The sequence below is a fragment of the Trinickia sp. HAY1-2D genome, assembly GCF_056754935.1.
This window is the reverse complement of the sequence record NZ_JBPGWX010000001.1, coordinates 554,773-577,596: the sequence shown is the minus strand read 5'-3', so window position 1 is coordinate 577,596 and position 22,824 is coordinate 554,773. Positions and strand designations below refer to the sequence as shown.

The window sequence follows — 22,824 nt, the reverse complement described above, 5'->3', positions numbered from 1 at the left end:
GAAGCCGACCCGACAACTGCATGACCTCGGCCAAAGCCTTGCTCGATAACATCACGCGCGCTCTGCTGACGGACGGCACGCTGCAGCGCTATATCAGCGAGCTCTCAGTGACCGGGTTGACGTCCAACCCCACGATTTTTGATAAAGCCATCACGGAGGCGGATTTTTATGACGCTGCCATCCGGCAACGGACGGCTGAAGGGAAATCAGGAGAGGCGCTGTTTTTTGAACTGGCGCTCGAGGATTTGACCGAGGCCGCCGACCTGTTCCGTCCCATTCACGACAGCACCGATGGAGTGGACGGCTGGGTGTCGCTGGAGGTGTCTCCTTTGCTCGCACACGATACGGCCGGCACCATCGACGCGGCAGCGCAACTGCATCGAGCCGCGCAGCGTCCCAATCTGTTCATCAAGATTCCGGGCACGCCCGAAGGCGTTCCCGCGATCGAAGCGTCGATCTTCGCCGGCGTGCCGGTGAATGTCACGCTGCTGTTTTCGCGCGAACAATACGTCGCCGCAGCGCATGCGTACATGCGCGGCATCGAGCGGCGGATCGCCGCGGGACTCGATCCGCGCGTCGCTTCCGTCGCGTCGATTTTCGTCAGCCGCTGGGATGTCGCGGTGCAGGACAAGATTCCTTCGCTACTTCGCAACCGCCTCGGGATTGCCATCGCCAAACGCGCGTACCAAGCGTACCGCGAGTTGCTGGCTTCGCCCCGCTGGCGGCGACTCGAAAATGCCGGCGCCCGGCCGCAGCGCCTGCTCTGGGCCAGTACCGGCACCAAGGATCCGGACGCCGTCGACACCCTCTATATCGAGTCGCTCGCGGCTCCTGATACGATCAACACCATGCCCGACAAGACCCTGCACGCCTTCGCCGATCATGGCGAACTGAAGAGCGTATTGCCGATCGATGGCGGCGACGCCGAGGACGTGCTCGCAGAATTCGCGCGGGCCGGTGTCGACGATGCCGCGCTCGCCGCCCAACTCCAGTGTGAAGGAGCGCAAGCGTTCGATAAGTCGTGGAAAGATCTCATTGGCCGAATCGCCGCGAAGAGCACCATGCTGGGAAAGGGCGATCCAACGCGTGCAGGACGATCGTGATCACGAAACGCGCCGCTGTGCCTCAGCCGTTGACTGAGCGGCCAGCGTGGAAGGCGCTGGCGGAGCATTACCGGAAGGTGCGTCATCTCCATCTGCGGCAGCTCTTCGCGGGCGATCCCCTGCGGGGCGAGCGCCTGAAAGTCGAAGCCGCCGGTCTCTACCTCGACTACTCGAAGAATCGGGTGACCGACGAGACGATCGCGCTCCTCGTGCAGTTGGCCGGCGAATGCGGTCTTGCCCAGCGGATCGATGCCATGTTCAGCGGCGCACCGATCAACGTGACCGAGCGACGGGCTGCGCTCCATGTCGCGCTACGGGCGCCGGAAAACGAGCATATTCTGGTCGGTGGCGTCGATGTGGTGCCCGACGTACACGCGGTTCTCGGCCGCATGGCCGCTTTCTGCGAAAACGTCAGGAGCGGCCGCTGGCGCGGTCACACGGATCGGCCCATTCGCAACGTCGTCAATATCGGCATCGGAGGCTCCGACCTCGGTCCGGCGATGGCTTACGAAGCGCTGCGTCATTACAGCCAGCGCGACATGACATTGCGCTTCATCTCGAACGTCGACGGCACGGACTTTGTCGAAGCCACGCGCGATCTCGATCCCGAGGAGACACTGTTTGTCGTCTGTTCGAAAACCTTCACGACGCAGGAGACGCTGACCAATGCCCGCCTCGCCCGCGCCTGGAGCCTGCGCACTCTGGGTGACGAGCGCGCGATACGCCGGCACTTCGTCGCCGTGTCCACGAACGCCGAGGGCGTCGCCAGTTTCGGCATCGACACCGCCAACATGTTCGGCTTCTGGGACTGGGTGGGCGGTCGCTACTCGATGGATTCCGCGGTGGGGCTGTCGACGATGCTCGCGATCGGACCGCAGCACTTTCGCGCCATGCTAGCTGGCTTTCATGCGATGGACCAGCATTTCCGGACCGCGCCGTTCGAGCGCAACCTGCCGGTGTTGATGGGGCTGCTTGCGATCTGGCACATCAATTTCTTCGGCGCACAGACGGTCGCGGTGTTGCCCTACGAGCAATATCTGAAGCGCTTTCCCGCCTATCTGCAGCAGTTGACGATGGAGAGCAACGGCAAGCACGTCACGCTCGATGGCGCGCGCACCAGGTATCAGACAGGCCCCATCTACTGGGGGGAGCCGGGCACCAACGGCCAGCATTCGTTCTACCAGCTCATTCACCAGGGGACCCGCTTCATTCCCTGCGACTTCATCGGCTTCTGCCAGAGCCTGAACCCGCTCGGCGATACGCATGACCTGCTGATGGCGAATCTGTTCGCGCAGACCGAAGCATTGGCGTTCGGCAAGACGCAAGCCGAAGTCGAAGCCGAAGGGACGCCGCGCTGGCTGGTGCCGCATCGCGTCTTCGAGGGCAATCACCCGACCAGCACTATTCTCGCCGAACGCCTGAGCCCGGAATCGCTCGGGCAGCTCATCGCGCTTTATGAACACAGCGTCTTCACCCAAGGGACAATATGGAATATCGACTCTTTCGATCAGTGGGGTGTGGAGCTGGGCAAGGCGCTGGCGCAACGCATCGCTCCCGAGCTCCAGAGCCCGGACGAGTCCGGGTTTGCGCACGACAGCTCGACCAACGCGCTGATCCGGCGCTACCGCTCTTTGCGCGAGGAGCCGTCATGAGCCCCGACCGCGCCTCATTTCGCCAGCAACCAGGAGAGCATGCACGAGACCCTCGGTTTCCGCCCCAATCACGGCTGCGAAGCTGGACGCTCTGTGTGTCGACACGCTGCGTTTTCTGTCCGTCGATGCTGTGCAGAATGCCGATAGCGGACATCCCGGTCTGCCGCTCGGCGCCGCGCCGATGGCCCACGTGCTATGGACCCGCTTTCTCAAACACAACCCGGCGAATCCGGCGTGGCTCGACCGCGATCGCTTTGTGCTGTCCGCTGGCCACGGCTCGATGCTGCTATATAGCCTGCTGCACATGACCGGCTACGATCTATCGCTCGAACAGATCAAACAGTTTCGCCAATGGGGAAGTCTCACGCCCGGCCACCCGGAGCGCGGCCTCACACCCGGTGTCGAAACAACCACCGGGCCGCTCGGTCAGGGCTTCGCCAACGGAGTCGGCATGGCGATGGCAGAGACACATCTCGCCGCACGCTACAATCGCCCGGGCTTCGACATCGTCGACCACTACACTTACGGCATCGTCAGCGACGGCGATCTGATGGAAGGCGTCGCATCCGAAGCGGCTTCGCTCGCCGGGCATTTGCAGCTCGGCAAGCTGATCTATCTCTACGACGACAATCAGGTCACGCTTTCTGCGGGCACGGATATCACGTTTTCCGAAGACCGCGCGCGACGTTTCGAAGCTTATGGCTGGCATATCCAGGCCATCGACGACGGCAACGATCTTGCCGCGATCGAGCAGGCGCTGGATAGTGCACGCGCACAAACGCGCCGCCCGTCGCTGATCCTGGTGCGCACGCATCTCGGCTACGGTTCGCCGAACCGGCAGGACACCTACAAGGCACACGGCTCGCCTCTCGGCGACGAAGAGGTGCGGCTGACCAAACAGAACCTTGGCTGGCCGACCGAGCCGGCGTTTTATATTCCCGAGCCCGCACGGGCACATTTTCGTCGCGCGCTGGAAGAGGGACTGCACAAAGAGACTGAGTGGAACACCCGTTTCTCCGCCTACACGCAAGCGTTTCCCGAACTCGCGGAAGAATTGCTGAACGCGACGCGCGGTGAATTGCCGGCCGGCTGGGACCGGGACATTCCGCTCTTTCCCGCCGACGCCAAAGGCATCTCCACGCGGGTCGCATCGGGCAAGGTGATGAACGCGATCGCGTCGCATTTGCCGTCGCTGATCGGTGGCTCCGCGGATCTCGATCCGTCCACGTTTACCGCACTGTCCGGCCTCGGCGACTTCGAAGCCCCCGGCGCCTGCGCCCGCGACCGGCAAGGTTCGGAGGGAGGCGGCTGGAGTCGTGCCGGCCGCAATCTGCACTTCGGCGTGCGCGAGCACGGCATGGGTGCGATCCTGAACGGTCTGGCGGCTCACGGCGGGACCATACCGTTCGGCGCGACGTTCCTGATTTTTTCGGACTACATGCGCCCGCCGATCCGGCTTGCCGCGCTCATGCATCTGCGCGTGATCTATGTGTTCACGCACGACAGTCTGGCGCTCGGCGAAGACGGCTCGACGCACCAGCCCGTCGAGCAACTCGCCAGCCTGCGGGCGGTGCCGAATCTCAACGTGATTCGCCCCGCCGACGCCAACGAAACGGCCGTAGCCTGGCGCGTAGCATTGGAAACGCGAGATCGGCCGACTGCGCTCGTCTTGACGCGCCAGAACGTGCCGACTTTCGACCGCGCCCAGTTCACGGCCGCTGAGGGCCTGCGACGCGGCGGCTACATCCTCGCCGACGCGCCCGACCGCAAGCCGGCGTTGATCCTGATCGCCACCGGCTCGGAAGTCGCGCTTGCAATGGCCGCGCGCGAGCGTTTGTTGGCGCAGAACATTGCGGTGCGCGTGGTCTCGCTGCCCTGCTGGACGCTGTTCGATACCCAGCCACAAGCGTACCGGGACGCAGTGCTGCCGCCCTCGGTAAGCGCGCGGCTGGCGGTGGAGGCCGGCGTGCCGCAAGGTTGGCATCGCTATGTCGGCGAACGCGGCGAGGTGCTCGGCATGGAGCGTTTCGGCGCGTCGGCTCCGGCCGATGTCCTGTTGCGCGAGTATGGTTTCACCGCCGACAACGTCTGTGCACGCGCGCTGGCGCTGCCCCGTTAGCGATGGAAAGCGACGGCGCATGTGATTTGTTCACGCAGATTTCTCAGATCGGTACTCGGTAGCCGTAGAATTCGTGATCCTCGTTGTAGCCGCCTTCACCCGCACCGAGGTCGGCGAAATCATGCACGAACTCGATCGCTGCAATCCACTTGACCATCTTGAAGCCGAGTTCGTTCTCGCAGCGCAGCCGCAACGGCGCGCCATGCAGCACGCTAAGGGGCGCGCCGTTCATCTCGTAGGCGAGGATGCTCAACTCGTGCCGCATGTTGGCGATGCTGTGCACGTCGTAGTAGCGTCCACCGTCGCCGCCATCGGCCAATGAATAAAACACCGCGTAGCAGGCATCGGTGGTCGGTTTCACCAGATCGAGGAGATGACGCATCGGAACCCCGCCCCACTTGGCGACCCCGGACCATCCCTGAATGCAGAAATGCGTGGTGATCTGTTCCTGCTTCGGCATGGCCTTCAGCTCGGCGTATGAGAACTCTGCCGGCTGTTCGACCAGCCCATCGATTCTCAGCCGGTAATGCGCAAAACTGTCCTTCACGAGCTCGTCGAACTCGGACGACGCCGGCATCGTCCCGTTGGGCCAGAAGTACGCCGAAATGTCCTGCTCGGTAAGCTGGCTCGTCGGATCCCACCACTGCGTCACGCTATTGAACGGCCGGGCCAGGAACGCTCCGATCCGCTGAACGAGGCGCGCATGACGGAGCGTGAACGGAGACGCCAGCCACCAGGTGACGGCGACAAGCGCCATGGCCGGGACGAAGACCAGCACGCCGCTCCAGGAGTCGCCGTTCACGCCCGCGAACATCATGTTCAGATTAACCCGGGCATCGGTGATGAACACCAGCGTCACATGCGCGAGGATGTAGAACAGGAACCAGCACAGCGCGATGAAATGGATCGAACGGGCCCGCTGCCGATTTAACGCCCGGCCGACCCAGCCGAGCCGGTTGGAGATCGCCGGGCTCTGCATGAAGCCGGTCACGATGGAGGTGGGCGCGGCGATGAATACCGTGATGAAATAGGTGATTTGTTGCAGGCTGTTGTAGCGCAGCCAGCTGTGATCGGCGGGGAACGTGAGCGACAGGTACTGAAGGGCGGTCGAGGCTGCGTTGGGAATCACTTCCCATGTTGTCGGCACCAGCCGCTGCCACTGGCCGGTCGTGAACAGCAGCGCGTAGAAGACGATGCCGTTGATCATCCACAACAGCGTGATCGAAAAATGCCACCATCGGGCGAGGCCGATGGAGTGACGGATTCCAGGAATACCGAGCCACGCGGGAAGCGTGACCGAATCGTCCTTCGCAGTCCACACCCGGCCGGCGGGCACGGCCTTCTGAAAGCGAAACCATTCCGTGCCGGGCGTGCAGTCGCGTTTCCAGTACAAGCGTGGATGATCGGCGAGAATCTGGAGTCCGGCGCGAATAATGAACGCCATGAAGAACAGGTTCAGGAAATGCTGCAGCCTGAGCCAGGCGGGGAATCCCGTGACGACCGCCACTGCGGATGGCGGGATACCCGGGTAGCGCACGAGGAATTCCTGCACCGCCGGGACTTGCCGCAGTGCCTGTGCGATAGCCACGCCGATAACCGATAGTACGAAAGCAATCGGCAATGCCCACAGCACGTTGACCCAGCGCTGACCGATTCGGATCCGGGGAACCACGCCCGTTTGCGGCGGTAGCCAGTGATTCAGGCGAACCCGGTCGTCCGCGGGACTCAGACTTACCTCCACCGGATCATGTGGCGGTGCCGGGTGAATGTGTGACATCCCCTCTCCTTCTTGCAGTCCCGCAACCCGTGCTCCGTCAGTCGCGCCTCAACCGCCGTGATTCAGATTAGCCGGCCAGCCCAACCATGGCTTGGCCGCATAACCTGGGCCTCGATGTCCGGCTCGCCTTTGAGCCGATGAGAAACGCGAAAAACACGCTCAGCGAGCGGACGAGCGCCTGGAACGCGCCCGCAACGCGTTGATTTCATCGAGCAGGTCGAGCGCGAGCGCAATGCCGGGTGCGTTGATCTCGAGATCCTGTGCGAGCCGTCGTGCGGTTCGCACGCGGCGCAGTGCGGCACCACTGAAGCGCCATTCGCGCGGCGCGGTGCCTTGCGGCTCGACGGCGCCTTCTGCGATCCATAACGTCAGCTGTTCTTCGGACGCGCCGCTCGCCCGGCACAATTCAACGAGCGTGAACTCGACGTCTTCCTCAACAATTTCACCTTCCACGAAGACCGTCACCGATTCTTTCATGGTCGACCACCCGTAAAATGCGCGCGCGGATCGAAGTGGAACGCCTGCCGCATCGCTTCGTAGGCCGCCCGCGCGCTGTCGCTGTCGGCCGGTGGCAGAACGATCGTCAATATCACGTACAGGTCGCCCGGCGTCCTCGCCGGAATGCCCTTCCCCTTGAGCCGCAGCCGCCGGCCGCTGGCCGATCCCGCTGGCACGGTCAGTTCGACCGAGCCATCGGGAGTAGGAACGGTTACCTGGGCGCCGAGTGCCGCCTCCCAGGGCGCCACTGGTACATCGAGCGAAACATCGCGTCCGTCGACACGAAAACGCGGATCCTCGCGGAAGGCGATTTCCAGATACAGGTCACCGGCTGCTCCATGTCCCAGGCCGGCGCCGCCCTGACCGGCAAGGCGCAGGTGCTGCCCAGGCCGCACGCCCTTGGGAATGCTGACATGCAGCGTACGCTGTTGCAGGATGACATGACCCTGTGCATCGAGGACAGGCATTTGCAGCGAAATGGAGCGCTGCGCGCCGTGATAGGTGTCCACCAGATCGATCGCGACTTTGGCGTGATGATCCTGTCCGGGGATCGGGCGCTGCGTGCCACGATAGGCATCCTCCAGATCGTCCGCGGTGGCGGCGCCGCGATCGGGGGCTGCGCCATGCCTTTTCGTTTGCCGCGACTCGCCGCTTGCCCGCGCACCGCCGAACATCGCCTCGAAGAATTCGCTGAAATCCGCATTCGCGCTGGCCCCATTGCCTGCGCCGCTGAACTCGAAGCCCTCGTCCCAGTCTGGCGGCGGCTGAAAATCCTGGCCGTTCTGCCACTGGCGGCCCAAACGGTCATAGGCTGCGCGCTTCTCCGTATCCTTGAGGACCTGATAGGCCTCGCCCAGTTCCTTGAAACGGTCCTCGCCGTCAGCCTGCTGGGTGACGTCCGGATGATATTTGCGCGCGAGCTTGCGATACGCGCGCCGGACCTCGTCCTGCGTCGCGGTGCGTGGCAGTCCGAGAACCTCGTAGTAGTCCCTGTATTTCATTCAAGCCGCCAATCATGCTGTAAGGCGTAACGTTGGGCCACGCTGGAAGCGATCCCTGGAGGGTCGATGCGCGCAGCGTGCCAGCGTGCAGCAACAACGTTGCACATTCGTCGGGAGCCCGTCTGTACGGTAGGAGTCAACGTCGATCAGGAATCGATCTTTTTTAGCGCGCCACCTTTGTGCATGGCGATATGCTGGGTCTTGTCACTCCTGAGGACGCCCGGCGCTACCGTGCATTCAACTGCACATTTTCCTGATGCTCCTGTGCGCTTCACTATAGGTCATGTTGTGACATAGTTTAAATTCAATTGAGTTGCCGAAGTTCATGATGCAAAAGAGAAGGTTGAATAGCCGCGGGCAGGCCGATAATCAGAACCGAGGGAGCAGCGCATGCAATTCGAACGTATGGAATTCGAAATGGAAAAGATGACCGGGGATGGCGACGCACAGACGCTCGCCCGGGCCATCGGAGCGGTCGATCCTGACGCGAAGGTCGATGTCGACGTTGATGCCAGAATCGTAAAGATCGACTCGTGGATGATGGCCGAGGAATTCCTGGTTGCGTTCGAGGACGCCGGCTACAAGGCAAGGATCAGCAAAGGTTGATCCGGGGCCGGGCGGGTAGTGTCGGATGAGCTGAGTTGTCCGACTTAAGTAGGACGACGCGTCGGGCATCGAAAGACGCATCCTCAGACCCTAATCGCAGTCGAGACCATCATTGAGGCTCCATCATGCAAACCTCTCGTGAAGTTGAGCGTGCGGCCCGTCAGCGCGCAGATCACATTGAAGCCCTGATCGATGAGGCAGGGGCGGAGAGTTTTCCGGCAAGCGATCCTCCCGCCGTTCATCCCGAACATGCACCGGTCGCGACGAGCGCGGCAACCGGTATCGAGACGACGGGAACAGCGTCATAGATCATGTCTGAAGGCGGGATCGCTCAAGCCGGCGACCGTCGCGCCTTCACGGCCCAAAGGCGCTACGCGTCTCGTATGCGGCACGCGTGAGAGCTCGAGATACCGGCGATTGGTGGCCCCATTAGCGATCGATCTTCACGAGCACCGCTTCGACGACGCGGTCGCAGTGCGCCCCTCCGAACGAAAACACCTCCCCCTCTGCAAGATCGAGCGCTCTCGCCAGCGATTCGCGCAGCATGCTGCGTGCGCGGAAATGGCGCGAACGTACCGTCGCTTCGGGAAGATCCAGGTACTGGGCCGTCTCCTCGACGCTGAGTTCCTCCACGCAGCGCAGCACGAAAACGACGCGATATGCCTGTGGCAACGCGTCGAGCTTGCGTTCGAGCAGTGCGCGGATTTCACTGCGTTGCAATGCTTCGTCAGGGGCATCCGCGCCCTCCGTGTCGGCCATGTCATGCTCCGTTCCGTCGCTGTCCGTCATGCTGAACATCGGCGCCACGTTGTTCCGGCGTGCCTGGCGCCGTTGCCGTCCCATGCACTCGTTGAGCACGAGGCGCGACAGCCAGGTTGCAAGCGACGCCTGCGCGCGATATCCGCCGATTGCCTTGTAGGCAGCCAGATAGGCATCCTGCAACGCATCCTCGGCCTCGGCGTCGTCGCGCAAGACGGCTCGCGCGAGACGGTAGAGCCGCCGGTTGTGGTGTCGCATCATCTGAACGAACGCTGCGCGATCGCCGGCGGCGATCAGCCGCGCGAGCGCGGCATCGTGCTGCCTCCCGAGCGCCGACATCAATACCGTTTCGGCGTCACTTCGTGTTGCGCCGTTCATGTCCTTTCTCCACGATGAGGGTCGCTTTCATTGTCGGATGAAGTGTGCACCTGTAAGAATAGGTGCCAGGAGCCCGCGCGACATAGCGCCACCGATGGCCCGGTTCGATCGTTCGGGAATCGAAACGGCCCGTGGCGGTGGCGGTATGCGCGACGAGATCCTTGTTGACCCATACGATTTCGTCGCCCGCCTCGGCGGTGACCGACGCAGGCGAAAATTGCATCCCCTCGATCGTCACGATATGTTCCGCTGCCAGGGCTGAGTGCGCGCCGAGCAACACCCACGCCGAAACAGCGGCACACATTGCGGCGCGAGCGAGCCGTGCATTCGAGGACATGTCATTCCCCGTTGTTCGCCAGCTCGGTCTGAAGCTGCCGCGCGTGCTCGAGATGAGCGACGAAGGCTGGCCGAACCTTGACGAGCAACGCCTTCAGGTCGGCATTTTGCGCGTCGGGAATCAGTGTCTTGTCGATGGCGTCGAGCACCGCCTCGTGATAGGCCACCTCGTGATCGACATAAGCTTTGTCGAATGCGGCGCCCTTGAGCTTCTTCAGCTTCGTGAGGTTTTCGTCGCCGCCTTGCTTCAACGCGCGGCTGGTGGAATTGTCCTCCGGCGTCACGTTGAGCCGGTGGACGAGATCGACCGCCGATTTATTGACGCTGCTGTGGTCGGTCACCATCAGATGCGCAAAGCTTTTGACGTCCTTGTTATGGCTTCGTGCGCCGGCGAGCTTTCCGGCATCGATATCGACCTGGTTTGCCGTCACGACGATCGCGGCGATTTGCGGATCCGTCGGAGCGGCAGCGGCTTGCTGGGCGTGCGCGTCGATTGCCAGCAGCGAGAAAACAGCGAGTGCCACGGCGCATGGGATGTGCTTCATCTTGGGTCTCCGGGTGAGCGGGCAGCGACATTCGGCTCGATGAGCCGATTCGCCGTCCATGCGCCGATAGATGTCCTATCCGATCGGCGCGTTCCCATTTTTTTGAGGACGACCCGTCCCGCGTGCCGGCGGCACGCGCGCGTCAGGGTTTGGCGATATGCCAGACGCCTTTGACGCCGTCGCCGTTCTTGTCGCCGGGCTTGGCGTCTTTCGTGAAGCGATACAGCCGGTGCCCGTTGTAGGCCCATTGTTGCTTGCCGTCCGCAGTCTTCACGAGCGTCCAGTTGCCGCTCGCTTTGTCGTAGTCGTCCGCTTTCGCTACGGGCCAGATGGTCGCGCATTGGTCTTTGCATGCGCTAGCACCGTCCGCCGCCTTCGCGTCCGCGTCGAAGGTATAAAGCGTCATGCCGTCTTCGTCCACGAGCATGCCGTTGGCTGTTTTCGGTTGTTCGGCAAGTGCTGCAACGGGAATGGCGCATGCCACGGCGGCAACGCAGGCGAGGGATTTGATCATGTTGTTCTCCGTTCGATTGCAAAGCTCATGAGTGGAATCGGCGAATGCCGGCCGCATATCATCTGCATCCGATGTTCGCAATCCATGCGATAAACGGATTCGATAGCGCCGCTATTCCATGCGCCGTCAATTTACCTGGTCATTGCCACGATTCGGGCTTGCCGCCGAGCGCGCTGCAAACTTCGATCGCGATCGCGCGCAGCTTCGCCTCGGATATCGGGCCGGACAATGCGTACCCGAGGTGATCGCTGACCCAATAGAACGTGCGGCGATCGCCGTCGCGCAGCAGCCGGAACGCCGTTTCGTCAGTGGGAATACGCGTGACGTAAAGCGTGAGGCGCGCACCCGAGGTGCTCTCGTACATGAACTGTGCGGCCGGCCCCGCTTCGCCCGGCAACAGACGTCCGCCGACGAGCGAGTAGCCGTACTCCCGGAGCGACGGCACGGACAGCGGCTTGCCGAGCCGTTTCGACAGCCAGCTCATCAGATGCGCCTCGTCGCCCGCCCCGACTTCGACCGGATGACGGACTTCCGGCGCATAGACGGCATACGCGATATCGGCACGACGCGCGAACGTCGCCGGCTCCTGATGCCGTCGCAACTCGGGCATCAATGTACTGGCCATGACACCGATGGCGATCCCTGCGGCCAGCCAGCCCGCGGCAAGTGCCATGCGCCGCGGCCACGCGGTGCGCGCGCGCAGCACGATTACCGGAGCGGCGCCCTCTTCCGGCGCGTTGCACAGGGCGCGCAGCGCCGCTTTTTGGGCTCGCCATGCGGCCACGCGTGCCTTTGCTTCGGGATCGCGCTCGAGTGCCGACAGCACCGCTGCACGATGCGTTTCGTTCAGCTCCCCGTCGACGAACGCGCCGAGCATCTGCGAATCGATGCCCGCTTCACCTGCTTTGTCCGCTTTGCCCGCTTCCGGCCCGGAGTCGCGATGGTCGTCGTTCATGGCTTGTTTCTCACAACTTTGAGGGGCGCCGGCTTATGCGCCGGCCCCACGTCGAGCAGCATCCGCATGTGCTCCCGCGCACGCGAAAGCCGGGACATGACGGTGCCGATCGGTATATCCAATACGTTCGACGCTTCCTGATACGTCAGTTCTTCGACACCGACGAGCAGGATCACTTCTCTTTGCTCCATCGACAGGTGATAGAGCGCCTGCTGGACATCGCGCAGGACCAGACCGTCGACCTCGCCGCGCGGCGCCTCGAGGTTGCGCCAGGGCGCGCTTTCGTCGTCCACCGCGATCTCGCGCCGCGCACGCAACTGGTCGATGTACAGGTTTCGAAGGATCGTGAAGAGCCACGCGCGCAAGTTGCTGCCCGGCTCGAACGCCTTGCGGCGAAGGAGCGCGCGTTCGGCCGCGTCTTGCACCAGATCGTCGGCCCATGCGGCATCGCCCGTCAACGCGCGCGCGTAGCGGCGCAGTTGCGGCAGCTTGCCGATGACGTCGGCTTCGAAGCTCACGCGTGCGTCACCGCGTCTCGCGCGGTCTTCATGGCGTGCACCGGCGATCAATAACCGCCGCTACCGCTGCCGCCCGAGCTCGACGCGCCGGTCGAGCCCATCGAACCGTCGGTGGTCGAGCACGCGGTGGCCGACAAGGATGCCAGCGCCAGAACGAGCATCGTGAAGACTGCGGGGAGAAATTGACGGATTTTCATCTTGGGCTCCAGTTGAGGTAGTAATGGCCGCGCCTGGCTGATACCGGCGCCCCGGCCATCGAACGGCAAGCGACCGAGACGGCGTTCACCGCACCCATGCGACTCGATCACCTTTCCTTAACGGGCTGGGGTACTCGATTATTCCCTGATGGCGTCATTTTTTCGATAATTCGTGCGTTGGCCCATGCTATGCTGCGAACACCCTCCGCGGCTACGCAGCCCGCGTGAGTTCGCTTCGCGCGGTCAGCGCACCGCATTGAACAGACCATGGACTATCGGCATCTCAAGAATCGCAAGAGCATGCACGCTCGGATCGTGCAGGAACTCGGCATCGAGATCGTCAGCGGCAAATTTGCGCCCGGCGAACGCCTGCCCCCGAGCCGAGCCTTTGCGAAGCCTACGGCGTGAGCCGGCCGGTTCTGCGCGAAGCCACCCGTGTGCTGGTCGCCAAGGGGCTCGTGGTATCGAAGCCGCGCGTGGGGAGCGTCGTGCGCCCACGGGAAGAATGGCACATGCTCGATCCCGACGTGCTGTTCTGGACCATCAGCAGTACGCCCGAGGGCGATTTCTTTCGCTCGCTGCTGACAGTGCGCCGCATCATCGAGCCGGCCGCGGCCGCGCTGGCGGCCTCCGAAAGCACGGAAGCCGATCTGACGCGCATTCGCCGGGCCTTCGAACAAATGGCGAACGCGGAAACGGCGTCGGCATTGCTCGATCCCGATCTGGAGTTCCATCGCGCGATCATGGCGGCTACGCACAACGACATGCTTGCCTTCATCGGCAACATGATGTCGCTGGCGCTCTCCGAATCGATCAAGCTGACGAGCCGCCACCCGGACACGCATGCACTGTCGCTGCCGCGTCACAAGGCCATTTTGACGGCAATAGAAAACCGCGATCCGCTCGGCGCACGTCAGGCAAGCCTCGTGCAACTCGAGAACGCTCGCGCTGACGCCGAGACGATTCTCGAAGTGGCGGCTCGCAACTCGCGGTGACGATAAAAAGGCCGGCACGAACAACGTCAGTCGTTCGTGCCGGCCTTCTTAAAGCCGCGTCTTAGTCATACACCCTGCCCTCGTACCGTCCGCACTTCAATGCGAATGCGGCGGCACTTCAGCACCCCGGCAGCCAACCAGGAAATCGAAGTCGCATCCTTCATCCGCCTGCAATACGTGGTCGACATAGAGGTTGCGATAACCGCTCGCATCGGCAGGCGCCGCGCGAAGCGTTTCGCTCCATTCGGCGAGACGCGCCGTCATCTCTGCCGCCGAGATATCGAGGTGCAGTCGGCCGGCGTCGCAATCGAGTTCGATCCAGTCGCCGTTGCGTACGATGGCGAGCGGGCCGCCCGCGCGTGCCTCGGGCGCCACGTGCAAAACTACGGTGCCATAGGCGGTGCCGCTCATGCGCGCATCGGATATCCGCACCATATCGGTCACACCCTGCGCGAGGATCTTCGGCGGCAGCCCCATATTGCCGACTTCCGCCATACCGGGATAACCCTTCGGTCCGCAGTTCTTCATCACCAGAATCGAATCGGCCGTGACATCGAGATCGGGGTCGGCGATGCGCGCCTTGTAATCGTCGAAGTTCTCGAATACGACGGCGCGGCCGCGATGGTTCAACAGTGAAGGCGTGGCGGCGGACGGCTTGAGTACCGCGCCGCGCGGAGCGAGGTTGCCGCGCAGCACACAAAGACCGCCGTCCGCGACGAGCGGATTGTCGAGCGGCCGGATCACCTCGGCGTTGTAGAGCGGCGCTTCCTGACAGTTCTCCCAGATCGAGCGGCCATTGGCCGTCAGCGCATCCGGGTGCGGCAGCAGGCCCGCATCGCCGAGCCGGCGCAGCACGGCAGGCAAGCCGCCCGCGTAATAGAACTCCTCCATCAGAAAGCGCCCCGACGGTTGCAGATCGACGATCGTCGGCGTGCCACGCCCGATGCGCGTCCAGTCATCGAGCTCGAACGGCACGCCGATGCGCCCCGCAATGGCCTTCAGATGGATGGCGGCATTGGTCGAGCCCCCGATCGCGGCGTTCGCGCGCACGGCGTTTTCGAATGCCTCGCGTGTGAGCAGCTTGGACAGGCGCAGATCTTCGAGCGCCATTTCGACGATCCGCATGCCCGATAGATGGGCCAGGACATAGCGGCGCGAGTCGACAGCCGGGATCGCTGCGTTGTGCGGCAACGTCACTCCGAGCGCTTCGGCCATACAGGCCATCGTCGAGGCGGTACCCATCGTGTTGCAGGTACCGGCCGAACGCGACATGCCGGCCTCGGCCGACATGAATTCGTGAAGCGAGATCTTTCCGGCCTTGACCTGCTCGCTCAATTGCCAAACGACCGTACCGGAACCGATGTCCCGCCCTTCGTGCTTGCCGTTGAGCATCGGGCCGCCGCTCACGAGAATGGCGGGCACATCGCAACTCGCCGCCCCCATCAACAGCGCCGGTGTAGTCTTGTCGCAGCCGGCAAGCAATACGACGGCGTCGATCGGATTGCCGCGGATCGATTCTTCGACATCCATGCTCGCCAGGTTGCGCGTGAACATCGCCGTGGGCCGAAGGTTGGACTCGCCGTTCGAGAAGACGGGAAATTCCACCGGAAATCCGCCCGCCTCGAAGACGCCGCGCTTCACATGCTCCGCCAGCTTGCGAAAGTGCGCGTTGCAGGGCGTCAGCTCCGACCACGTGTTGCAGATGCCGATGATCGGCTTGCCCTGGAATTCATGATCGGGAATGCCCTGGTTCTTCATCCAGCTGCGGTACATGAAGCCGTTCTTGTCGGCCGTGCCGAACCACTGGGCGGAACGGAGCTTAGCGCGTTTGTCGGTCATAGCTTGTTCGATAAAATTCGGTAAGTAGTAATACTATATCGGGACTGCCGAGCGCTGACCACTATTTGAGAAACCCAAACTTTTGGTCGAGCCGTCAATGCCCCTCGGTCTGCGATTTACGCGAGAATGCACCGTTTGGCGCGCCAACCTCTCGCAACAACCACACAGAAATAGCATGACTATTGGGTTTCGTGATCTGGGGAAAACGCTAATCGCGCCCGCATGACTCGATGCCTATAGTTTGGCTATTTCCGGGTCTGCGCAAGCGAGCCGGGGATAGGCGCAAGCAACAAAGACAAACGAAGAGAAACCGGAGACACAGATGAGACGCACCGTACGCCAGACGCTTAAGGCCTTGTTTACCGTCACGCTTCTCACGGCCGCCGTTGCGGGCCATGCGGAAGACAAGAAAATCACGCTGGGCTTTGCGCAGGTCGGCGCGGAAAGCGCCTGGCGCACAGCGAACACCGTCTCGGTCAAGCAGGCCGCGAAGGATGCCGGCATCAATCTGAAGTTCTCCGATGCGCAGCAAAAGCAGGAGAACCAGATCAAGGCGATCCGTTCCTATATTGCGCAGAAAGTCGATGTGATCGCGTTTTCGCCGGTCGTCGAATCGGGCTGGGAGCCCGTGCTGCAAGAAGCGAAGCGCGCCCATATCCCGGTCGTGCTCACGGACCGCAACATCGACGTGAAGGACAAGGATCTGTACGTGACGATGATCGGTTCGGACTTCCTCGAAGAAGGCCGTCGCGCCGGCCGTTGGCTCGAGGAAACGTACAAGGACAACCCGGGCCCGATCAACATCGCCGAGCTGCAAGGCACGGTGGGCTCCGCACCCGCGAACGATCGCCACGCCGGCCTGATGGAAATCATCCAGAAGGATCCGAAGTTCAAGATCATCGCATCGCAAAGCGGCGACTTCACGCTCGCGGGCGGCAAGCAGGTGATGGAAGCGTTCGCCAAGACCTACGGCAAGAAGATCAACGTCGTCTATGCGCATAACGACGATATGGCGCTCGGCGCGATCCAGGCCATGGAGGAAGCCGGCATCAAACCCGGCAGCGACGTGAAGGTCGTGTCGTTCGATGCCACCAAGGGCGGCTTCCAGGCGATGATCGCCGGCAAGATCAACGTCGACGTGGAGTGCAGCCCGCTGCTCGGACCCCAGTTGATGTCGGCCGTCAAAGACATCGTTGCGGGCAAGCAACTGCCCAAGCGCATCGTGACGAACGAAACGGTGTTCCCGATGAACGTCGCGGCGCAGGTCCTGCCGCAGCGTAAATACTGATCCGGCGCGCCGCAAGGCCCTGAGAACCCAAGCCCCAAGCGAATGCCCATGACCGGCCCTCTCGTGCTCGAAACCGTCGGCCTTTCCAAGTCGTTTCCTGGCGTACAGGCGTTGCGCAATGTCGATCTGCATCTGTACGCAGGCGAGATTCATACGCTGATGGGCCAGAACGGCGCCGGCAAATCGACGCTGATCAACGTGCTCACGGGCGTGCATCCGCACGATGCCGGTGAAATTCGCATCGAGGGGCGTCCCGTGGACTTCGCGGCGCCGCTCGAAGCGGAGGCCGCCGGCATCCGGACGCTCTACCAGGAGGTCAACCTTTGTCCGAATCTGTCGGTCGCGGAAAACATCTTCGCGGGCCGCCAGCCGATGCGCCGCGGCGCCATCGACTGGAAAGCGATTCGCAAAGGAGCCGAAGCGGCGCTGGCACAGCTGAACGTGTCGCTCGACGTCACCAAGTCGCTCGACACGTACCCGATCGCCGTGCAACAGATGGTGGCGATCGCACGCGCAGTATCGGTCGATGCGCGCGTGCTGATTCTCGACGAGCCGACGTCGAGCCTCGACGACAGCGAAGTCGCACGGCTGTTCGACGTGCTACGCAAGCTCAAGCGTTCCGGCATGGCCATTCTGTTCGTCACGCATTTTCTCGAACAGACCTACGCCGTGTCGGACCGTATCACCGTCATGCGCAACGGCGAGCGCGAAGGGGAATATCTGGCGAAGGATCTGCCCGTCGATACGCTCGTCGAAAAGATGGTCGGCGACACGCGCATGGCTGAGCGGCAGGCCAACGCCGCCGCCCGCCAGGCAACGCAGGCGCCCGCCGACAGCGCCGACGTGGCGCGCTTCCAGATGAAGGGCGTAGGACGCCGCGGGCTGCTGCATCCCGTCGATCTGTCGATCGAGCCGGGACGGATCGTCGGTCTCGCGGGCCTGCTCGGCTCGGGTCGCACCGAAACGGCTCAATTGCTGTTCGGCGCCGAGCGCGCCGATACGGGCACCGTGACTGTCGACGGCAAACCCGTCAAGCTGGGTTCGCCGCGGCATGCGGTGCGCCACGGCATCGGCTACTGCCCCGAGGATCGCAAGAAGGAAGGCATCGTCGCCGCGCTCTCGATCCGCGAAAACATCGTGCTGGCGCTGCAGGCGCGGCGCGGCTGGTGGCGCCCGCTCGGGCGCGCGAAAGAGCGGCGCATCGCCAATGAATACATCGCGTCGCTCGGGATCCGTGCGCGCGATGCCGAACAACCGATCGAATTGCTCTCGGGCGGCAACCAGCAAAAAGCGCTGCTGGCCCGGTGGCTCGCCATCGAGCCGCGCATGCTGATTCTCGACGAACCCACGCGCGGCATCGACGTCGCCGCCAAATTCGACATCATGGACCGTGTTCTTGCCCTGTGCGCGAAAGGCCTCGGCATCCTGCTGATCTCATCCGAACTCAGCGAAGTGTTGCGCGTAAGCCATAGCGTCGCCGTGCTGCGCGACCGGCGCAAGGTCGCCGAGCTCGCGGGCGAAAAGCTCGACGAAGACGAAGTCTATCGGCTCATCGCCGGAGGCAACGCGTCATGACAGCACGCATCGGTACTGCCCTTCGGGCCGCTTTGCGGCACCCGCTACTGTGGCCCGTGCTCACGCTCGTGCTGCTGTTCGCACTCGACGTCGCGCATCGCGCCGATTTCCTCGCGATCACGATGCTCGACGGACATCTGTTCGGCGCACCCATCGACATTCTCAACCGTGCGGCCCCGTTGGCCATCGTGTCGCTCGGGATGACACTCGTCATCGCCACACGCGGCGTCGACATTTCCGTGGGGACCGTCGTCGCCATCGCCGGCGCCACAGCGGCCATGTTGCTGGCCGACGATCCGACGCATGTCGGCCGTGCCGTGGCGGCCGCCCTGGGCGTCGGGCTCGTGGCCGGCGCATGGAACGGCTTGCTCGTCGCGTTCGTCGGCATGCAGCCGATCATCGCGACGCTGATCCTCATGGTCGCGGGCCGCGGCATCGCCCAGTTGTTGACCGGCGGGCAGATCATTCCGATCTCGGCGCACAGCTATCTGACGCTCGGCGGCGGCTATCTCGCCGCGGTGCCCTGCTCCGTGTGGATCGCGGCCGGCGCGACGGCGGCCACCGCACTGCTCATCAATCGCACGGCGTTGGGGCTCTTCATTCGTGCGATCGGCATCAATCCGGTGGCAACGCGCCTCGTCGGATTGCGCGCGAGCGCGATCGTCTTCGGCGTCTATGTGTTTTGCGGACTGGCCGCCGCGCTCGCCGGCGTCATCACGAGTTCGAACGTGCGCAGCGCTGACGGCAACAACGCGGGCCTGTTGCTCGAACTCGATGCGATCCTCGCCGTCACGCTGGGCGGAACCTCGCTGCTCGGCGGCCGATTCTCGCTTGCCGGCACCGTGCTCGGCGCGCTCATCATTCAAACGCTCACCTACACGACCTATTCCATCGGCGTGCCGCCCGAAGCGACGCTCGTCGTCAAGGCGATCGTCGTGCTGCTCGTGAGCATCATTCAATCGGCAAGCGCGCGCGAAACGATCGTCCGGCTCATCGGACGTGCGGTCGTGCTGGCGCGCGTCAAACCTGTCAACGAGGCGGCCAAATGAGAGCCGTATTGCAGCGACTCATCGATCCGCGCACGCTGCCGATCGCCGTTACCGTCATCCTCTTTGCCGCGCTGTTCGGCTTTGGCTCGGCGATGTACACCGGCTTCGGTTCGCTACAGGTCCTCGTCGGACTGCTCGTCGACAACGCGTTCCTGCTGATCGTGGCGATCGGCACGACGTTCGTCATCGTCTCGGGCGGCATCGACTTGTCCGTCGGGGCCGTGGTGGCCTTCACGACGATTCTTTGCGCGATCCTCTCCGAACGGCTGCATTGGCCCGTCTGGGCCATTGCGCCGCTCGTGCTCCTGCTCGGTGCCGCATACGGTGCCGCGATGGGCGCGTTGATCCATTTTTTCAAGCTGCAAGCGTTCATCGTTACGCTGGCGGGCATGTTCCTCGCCCGCGGCGCGTGCTTTCTGATCACCACACAGTCGATCGAAATCCATGAAGCATCGTTTCATGCGTTGGCGAGCTTTCATGTACCGGTCGGCAGCGGCGATCTCAACGCGGGTGCGTTGATCGCGCTCGCCATGCTGGCAGTGGCGATCTACGTGGCGCACTTCACTCGCTTCGGCCGCAACGTCTATGCGATCGGCGGCAACGAAAAGTCCGCACTGCTGATGGGTTTGCCCGTCGCGCGCACGAAGATCGGCGTCTACGCTTTCGGCGGACTGTGTTCCGCGCTCGGCGGTCTCGTCTTCACGCTTTACGTGCTGTCGGGCTACGGCCTGCAGGCGCAAGGCATGGAACTCGACGCCATTGCCGCGGCCGTCATCGGCGGCACGCTGCTTACCGGCGGCGTCGGCTATGTCATCGGTTCGGTGTTCGGTGTCGGCGTGCTCGGCACCATTCAAACGCTGATCACGTTCGACGGTACGCTCAGTTCGTGGTGGACCCGCATCGTCATCGGCGCGCTGCTTTGCGTGTTCTGCCTGCTGCAGCGCGTCATCGAGCGGCAGGCCGCGCGCCGCAAGGCAAACGGCTCGGGATTGGGCGGCCACGCGGCCGCCGTCGACGAAACACGCCCCTCGGACGAAGGCGCCCTGCCCTTGAGTCTGAACGAGCGCGCGCTACCCGCTCAGGCGAACATCCGATAGCTTTCAACCAGGAGTCGAATTGTGGTGACCTTTTCCCGACCGTTCTCGGGTCTCTTTCCTGTCGCACCGACGCCGTTCACCGAATCGGGCGACCTCGATCTCGACGGCCAGCGCCGTGTGATCGACTGCATGGTCGACCAGCGTGTCGACGGCATCTGCATTCTGGCCAACTACTCCGAGCAATATGCGCTGACCGACGCCGAGCGCGATACGTTGATCGACGTCTGTCTCGAGCAGACGGCTGACCGCGTGCCCGTGATGGTCACCTGCAGCCACTTCACGACGCGCATCGCGGCCGACCGTGCGCGACGTGCCGCAGCGGCGGGCGCGAGCCTCATCATGGTCATGCCGCCCTACCATGGCGCGACGATGCGCGTGGACGAAGCGGCGATGTTTGAGCATTTCGCGCGTGTCGCCGAAGCGGCAGGCGTGCCGGTCATGATTCAGGACGCGCCGCTCTCGGGCGTGGCGCTCAGCGTGCCGTTCCTCGCGCGTATCGCACGCGAGCTGCCGCTCGTGCGCTACTTCAAGATCGAAGTGCCGCAAGCGGCGGCCAAGCTGCGCGCATTGATCGCCGCGGGCGGCAATACCATCGAAGGGCCGTTCGACGGCGAAGAGGCCATCACGCTGATGCCCGACCTCGATGCCGGCGCAACCGGCACGATGTCGAGCGCGTTGCTGCCCGACCTGATCCGGCAAGTCTTCGACGATTTCCGGGCCGGGCGACGCGAAGAAGCGCGTCAAGGCTATGCGCGCATCCTGCCGCTCATCAATTACGAAAACCGCCAGTGCGGCTTGCGCGCCACCAAAACCGTGATGATGGAAGGCGGCGTGATCAAGAGCGACGCCGTGCGCCATCCGCTCGAAGCGTTGGCGGGCGCGACACGCGCCGAGCTGCTCGAGCTGGCGCGCGAAGCGAACCCGCTTGCGCTGCGCTGGGGCCGGTAAGAAGCAAACAGGCGAGACGATTCATGAGTCACACACTGAAGTTGGGCCTCGTCGGCATCGGAAAGATCGCGCGCGACCAGCATCTGCCGGCGATTGCCGCGGATGCCGGCTTCGAGCTCGTGGCCTGCGCGAGCCGCCATGCCGAAGTCGAAGGCGTACACAACTATTCGACCATCGAGGACATGCTGGCCCACGAGCCGCATCTCGATGCGGTTTCACTGTGCGCGCCGCCGCAGGTGCGCTTTGCGCAGGCACGCGCGGCGCTCGAAGCCGGCAAGCACGTCATGCTCGAAAAGCCGCCCGGCGCGAGCCTGCACGAGATCGAGGTGCTGCGCCAGCTGGCGCGCAAGGCCCGCCGCACGCTGTTCGCGAGCTGGCATTCGCGCCACGCGCCGGCCGTGGAGCCTGCGCGCGCGTGGCTCGCCTCGCGCGAGATCCAGGCTGTCGTTGTGAACTGGAAAGAGGACGTACGCAAATGGCACCCTGGACAAAAATGGATCTGGCAACCCGGCGGCCTCGGCGTATTCGACCCGGGCATCAACGCGTTGTCGATCGTAACGCGCATCTTGCCGCGCGAAATCGTGCTCAACGCCGCGACGCTGCACTTTCCGTCAAACACGCAAACGCCCATCGCGGCGAGCCTTCTCTTCGCCGACGAGCACGGTGCGCCCGTGCGTGCTGAGTTCGACTGGCGCTATGGCGCGACCGAGCAATGGCAGATTGCGGTGACCACGAACGTCAGCCGATTGCGCATCGACGCGGGCGGCAAAACGCTCGAGATCGACGGCAAGCCTGTCGACGTCGGACCCGAACGCGAATACCCGTCGCTTTACGCACATTGGCGGCAATTGATCGAGCGTGGCGAAGAGGATGTCGATGTGCGTCCGCTACGCCATGTCGCCGACGCGTTCTTGCTCGGCACGCGTCGCGAGGTCGAACCGTTCGTCGACTGAATAAACGAACGCCAACCCGAATCCCAAACCAACGAACCGAGTTGAGGAAAGCCGCAACAAGCGGCGTTGATCGACGTATTACCACACCACCGGTCTATCGAGACCGACACCAAGGAGACAAG

At 63.4% G+C, this 22,824-nt stretch carries 21 protein-coding genes and 1 pseudogene; 11 read left to right on the top strand and 11 right to left on the bottom strand.

Annotation, left to right across the window (positions count from 1 at the left end; translation table 11 throughout):
- Positions 1–20 precede the first annotated feature (20 nt).
- From tal to tkt, 3 genes are all read left to right on the top strand, one after another.
- Positions 21–1,103 carry a transaldolase gene (tal, locus tag ACR9ZC_RS02545; RefSeq protein ID WP_481578986.1) on the top strand — a complete coding sequence of 361 codons (1,083 nt, stop codon included), beginning with the start codon at positions 21–23 and terminating at the stop codon, positions 1,101–1,103.
- A complete protein-coding gene (pgi, locus tag ACR9ZC_RS02540; RefSeq protein ID WP_481578985.1) occupies positions 1,100–2,755 on the top strand; it encodes a glucose-6-phosphate isomerase in 1,656 nt (551 codons plus the stop codon). The genes tal and pgi overlap by 4 nt, the downstream gene beginning before the upstream one ends.
- A gap of 67 nt (positions 2,756–2,822) precedes the next feature.
- On the top strand, positions 2,823–4,874 hold the full coding sequence (tkt, locus tag ACR9ZC_RS02535; protein WP_481579695.1) for a transketolase: 2,052 nt from the start codon (positions 2,823–2,825) through the stop codon (positions 4,872–4,874).
- Positions 4,875–4,917: 43 nt separating this feature from the next.
- Here the strand turns inward: tkt and ACR9ZC_RS02530 are convergent, their stop codons facing one another.
- The 3 genes from ACR9ZC_RS02530 to ACR9ZC_RS02520 form a co-directional block, all read right to left on the bottom strand.
- On the bottom strand, positions 4,918–6,507 hold the full coding sequence (locus ACR9ZC_RS02530) for a molybdopterin-dependent oxidoreductase (protein ID WP_481578984.1): 1,590 nt from the start codon (positions 6,505–6,507) through the stop codon (positions 4,918–4,920).
- A 303-nt stretch (positions 6,508–6,810) separates the two neighbouring features.
- The gene (locus tag ACR9ZC_RS02525; RefSeq protein ID WP_481578983.1) at positions 6,811–7,128 is read right to left on the bottom strand and encodes a chaperone modulator CbpM; all 318 of its coding nucleotides are present in this window, start codon (positions 7,126–7,128) and stop codon (positions 6,811–6,813) included.
- Complete coding sequence (locus ACR9ZC_RS02520; protein ID WP_481578982.1) at positions 7,125–8,150, bottom strand: DnaJ C-terminal domain-containing protein; 1,026 nt, start codon at positions 8,148–8,150, stop codon at positions 7,125–7,127. Before ACR9ZC_RS02520 ends, ACR9ZC_RS02525 begins: the two co-directional genes overlap by 4 nt.
- 417 nt (positions 8,151–8,567) lie before the next feature.
- Between ACR9ZC_RS02520 and ACR9ZC_RS02515 the strand changes: the two genes are divergently transcribed.
- A complete protein-coding gene (locus ACR9ZC_RS02515; protein ID WP_481578981.1) occupies positions 8,568–8,756 on the top strand; it encodes a copper chaperone in 189 nt (62 codons plus the stop codon).
- Positions 8,757–9,185: 429 nt separating this feature from the next.
- On the opposite strand, the gene ACR9ZC_RS02510 is transcribed toward ACR9ZC_RS02515, so the two are convergent.
- From ACR9ZC_RS02510 to ACR9ZC_RS02480, 7 genes are all read right to left on the bottom strand, one after another.
- On the bottom strand, positions 9,186–9,893 hold the full coding sequence (locus ACR9ZC_RS02510; RefSeq protein WP_481578980.1) for an RNA polymerase sigma factor: 708 nt from the start codon (positions 9,891–9,893) through the stop codon (positions 9,186–9,188).
- Complete coding sequence (locus ACR9ZC_RS02505; protein ID WP_481579694.1) at positions 9,871–10,197, bottom strand: cupredoxin domain-containing protein; 327 nt, start codon at positions 10,195–10,197, stop codon at positions 9,871–9,873. The genes ACR9ZC_RS02510 and ACR9ZC_RS02505 overlap by 23 nt, the downstream gene beginning before the upstream one ends.
- A 34-nt stretch (positions 10,198–10,231) precedes the next feature.
- The gene (locus ACR9ZC_RS02500) at positions 10,232–10,774 is read right to left on the bottom strand and encodes a DUF4142 domain-containing protein (RefSeq protein WP_331569466.1); all 543 of its coding nucleotides are present in this window, start codon (positions 10,772–10,774) and stop codon (positions 10,232–10,234) included.
- A 142-nt stretch (positions 10,775–10,916) separates the two neighbouring features.
- The gene (locus ACR9ZC_RS02495; protein WP_481578979.1) at positions 10,917–11,288 is read right to left on the bottom strand and encodes a COG4315 family predicted lipoprotein; all 372 of its coding nucleotides are present in this window, start codon (positions 11,286–11,288) and stop codon (positions 10,917–10,919) included.
- 139 nt (positions 11,289–11,427) lie between these two features.
- Complete coding sequence (locus tag ACR9ZC_RS02490) at positions 11,428–12,243, bottom strand: anti-sigma factor family protein (RefSeq protein WP_481578978.1); 816 nt, start codon at positions 12,241–12,243, stop codon at positions 11,428–11,430.
- Positions 12,240–12,761, bottom strand: coding sequence for a sigma-70 family RNA polymerase sigma factor (locus ACR9ZC_RS02485; protein WP_331569460.1), 522 nt, complete (start codon positions 12,759–12,761; stop codon positions 12,240–12,242). Before ACR9ZC_RS02485 ends, ACR9ZC_RS02490 begins: the two co-directional genes overlap by 4 nt.
- A gap of 47 nt (positions 12,762–12,808) precedes the next feature.
- A complete protein-coding gene (locus tag ACR9ZC_RS02480) occupies positions 12,809–12,958 on the bottom strand; it encodes a hypothetical protein (protein ID WP_173259980.1) in 150 nt (49 codons plus the stop codon).
- A gap of 267 nt (positions 12,959–13,225) precedes the next feature.
- On the opposite strand from ACR9ZC_RS02480, the pseudogene ACR9ZC_RS02475 reads away from it, so the two are divergent.
- Positions 13,226–13,953 (top strand): annotated as a pseudogene (locus ACR9ZC_RS02475) (FadR/GntR family transcriptional regulator).
- Between the two features lie 96 nt (positions 13,954–14,049).
- On the opposite strand, the gene ACR9ZC_RS02470 reads toward ACR9ZC_RS02475, so the two are convergent.
- Positions 14,050–15,792: an IlvD/Edd family dehydratase gene (locus ACR9ZC_RS02470; protein ID WP_481578977.1), complete on the bottom strand. Its 1,743-nt coding sequence runs from the start codon at positions 15,790–15,792 to the stop codon at positions 14,050–14,052.
- Between the two features lie 322 nt (positions 15,793–16,114).
- Between ACR9ZC_RS02470 and ACR9ZC_RS02465 the strand changes: the two genes are divergently transcribed.
- Genes ACR9ZC_RS02465 through ACR9ZC_RS02440 form a run of 6 tightly spaced genes read left to right on the top strand, consistent with a single transcriptional unit; the run spans position 16,115 to position 22,702 of the window.
- The gene (locus tag ACR9ZC_RS02465) at positions 16,115–17,080 is read left to right on the top strand and encodes an ABC transporter substrate-binding protein (RefSeq protein WP_173259983.1); all 966 of its coding nucleotides are present in this window, start codon (positions 16,115–16,117) and stop codon (positions 17,078–17,080) included.
- 48 nt (positions 17,081–17,128) lie between these two features.
- Positions 17,129–18,655, top strand: coding sequence for a sugar ABC transporter ATP-binding protein (locus ACR9ZC_RS02460; protein ID WP_331569438.1), 1,527 nt, complete (start codon positions 17,129–17,131; stop codon positions 18,653–18,655).
- Positions 18,652–19,704, top strand: coding sequence for an ABC transporter permease (locus ACR9ZC_RS02455; protein WP_331569436.1), 1,053 nt, complete (start codon positions 18,652–18,654; stop codon positions 19,702–19,704). The genes ACR9ZC_RS02460 and ACR9ZC_RS02455 overlap by 4 nt, the downstream gene beginning before the upstream one ends.
- Entirely contained in the window at positions 19,701–20,801 is a 1,101-nt protein-coding gene (gene yjfF / locus ACR9ZC_RS02450; protein ID WP_481578976.1) for a galactofuranose ABC transporter, permease protein YjfF, read from the top strand. Before ACR9ZC_RS02455 ends, yjfF begins: the two co-directional genes overlap by 4 nt.
- A 21-nt stretch (positions 20,802–20,822) precedes the next feature.
- On the top strand, positions 20,823–21,749 hold the full coding sequence (locus ACR9ZC_RS02445) for a dihydrodipicolinate synthase family protein (protein ID WP_481578975.1): 927 nt from the start codon (positions 20,823–20,825) through the stop codon (positions 21,747–21,749).
- 23 nt (positions 21,750–21,772) lie between these two features.
- Complete coding sequence (locus tag ACR9ZC_RS02440; protein ID WP_481578974.1) at positions 21,773–22,702, top strand: Gfo/Idh/MocA family protein; 930 nt, start codon at positions 21,773–21,775, stop codon at positions 22,700–22,702.
- Positions 22,703–22,824 lie beyond the last annotated feature (122 nt).

Excerpts from the sequence above, each read along its gene's own strand:
- tal (WP_481578986.1), top strand. The coding sequence starts at position 21 with ATGACCTCGGCCAAAGCCTTGCTCGATAACATCACGCGCGCTCTGCTG.
- ACR9ZC_RS02525 (WP_481578983.1), bottom strand. The coding sequence starts at position 7,128 with ATGAAAGAATCGGTGACGGTCTTCGTGGAAGGTGAAATTGTTGAGGAA.
- ACR9ZC_RS02520 (WP_481578982.1), bottom strand. The coding sequence starts at position 8,150 with ATGAAATACAGGGACTACTACGAGGTTCTCGGACTGCCACGCACCGCG.
- ACR9ZC_RS02515 (WP_481578981.1), top strand. The coding sequence starts at position 8,568 with ATGGAAAAGATGACCGGGGATGGCGACGCACAGACGCTCGCCCGGGCC.
- ACR9ZC_RS02510 (WP_481578980.1), bottom strand. The coding sequence starts at position 9,893 with ATGAACGGCGCAACACGAAGTGACGCCGAAACGGTATTGATGTCGGCG.
- ACR9ZC_RS02505 (WP_481579694.1), bottom strand. The coding sequence starts at position 10,197 with ATGTGTGCCGCTGTTTCGGCGTGGGTGTTGCTCGGCGCGCACTCAGCC.
- ACR9ZC_RS02500 (WP_331569466.1), bottom strand. The coding sequence starts at position 10,774 with ATGAAGCACATCCCATGCGCCGTGGCACTCGCTGTTTTCTCGCTGCTG.
- ACR9ZC_RS02495 (WP_481578979.1), bottom strand. The coding sequence starts at position 11,288 with ATGATCAAATCCCTCGCCTGCGTTGCCGCCGTGGCATGCGCCATTCCC.
- ACR9ZC_RS02490 (WP_481578978.1), bottom strand. The coding sequence starts at position 12,243 with ATGAACGACGACCATCGCGACTCCGGGCCGGAAGCGGGCAAAGCGGAC.
- ACR9ZC_RS02480 (WP_173259980.1), bottom strand. The coding sequence starts at position 12,958 with ATGAAAATCCGTCAATTTCTCCCCGCAGTCTTCACGATGCTCGTTCTG.
- ACR9ZC_RS02470 (WP_481578977.1), bottom strand. The coding sequence starts at position 15,792 with ATGACCGACAAACGCGCTAAGCTCCGTTCCGCCCAGTGGTTCGGCACG.
- ACR9ZC_RS02465 (WP_173259983.1), top strand. The coding sequence starts at position 16,115 with ATGAGACGCACCGTACGCCAGACGCTTAAGGCCTTGTTTACCGTCACG.
- ACR9ZC_RS02460 (WP_331569438.1), top strand. The coding sequence starts at position 17,129 with ATGACCGGCCCTCTCGTGCTCGAAACCGTCGGCCTTTCCAAGTCGTTT.
- ACR9ZC_RS02455 (WP_331569436.1), top strand. The coding sequence starts at position 18,652 with ATGACAGCACGCATCGGTACTGCCCTTCGGGCCGCTTTGCGGCACCCG.
- yjfF (WP_481578976.1), top strand. The coding sequence starts at position 19,701 with ATGAGAGCCGTATTGCAGCGACTCATCGATCCGCGCACGCTGCCGATC.
- ACR9ZC_RS02440 (WP_481578974.1), top strand. The coding sequence starts at position 21,773 with ATGAGTCACACACTGAAGTTGGGCCTCGTCGGCATCGGAAAGATCGCG.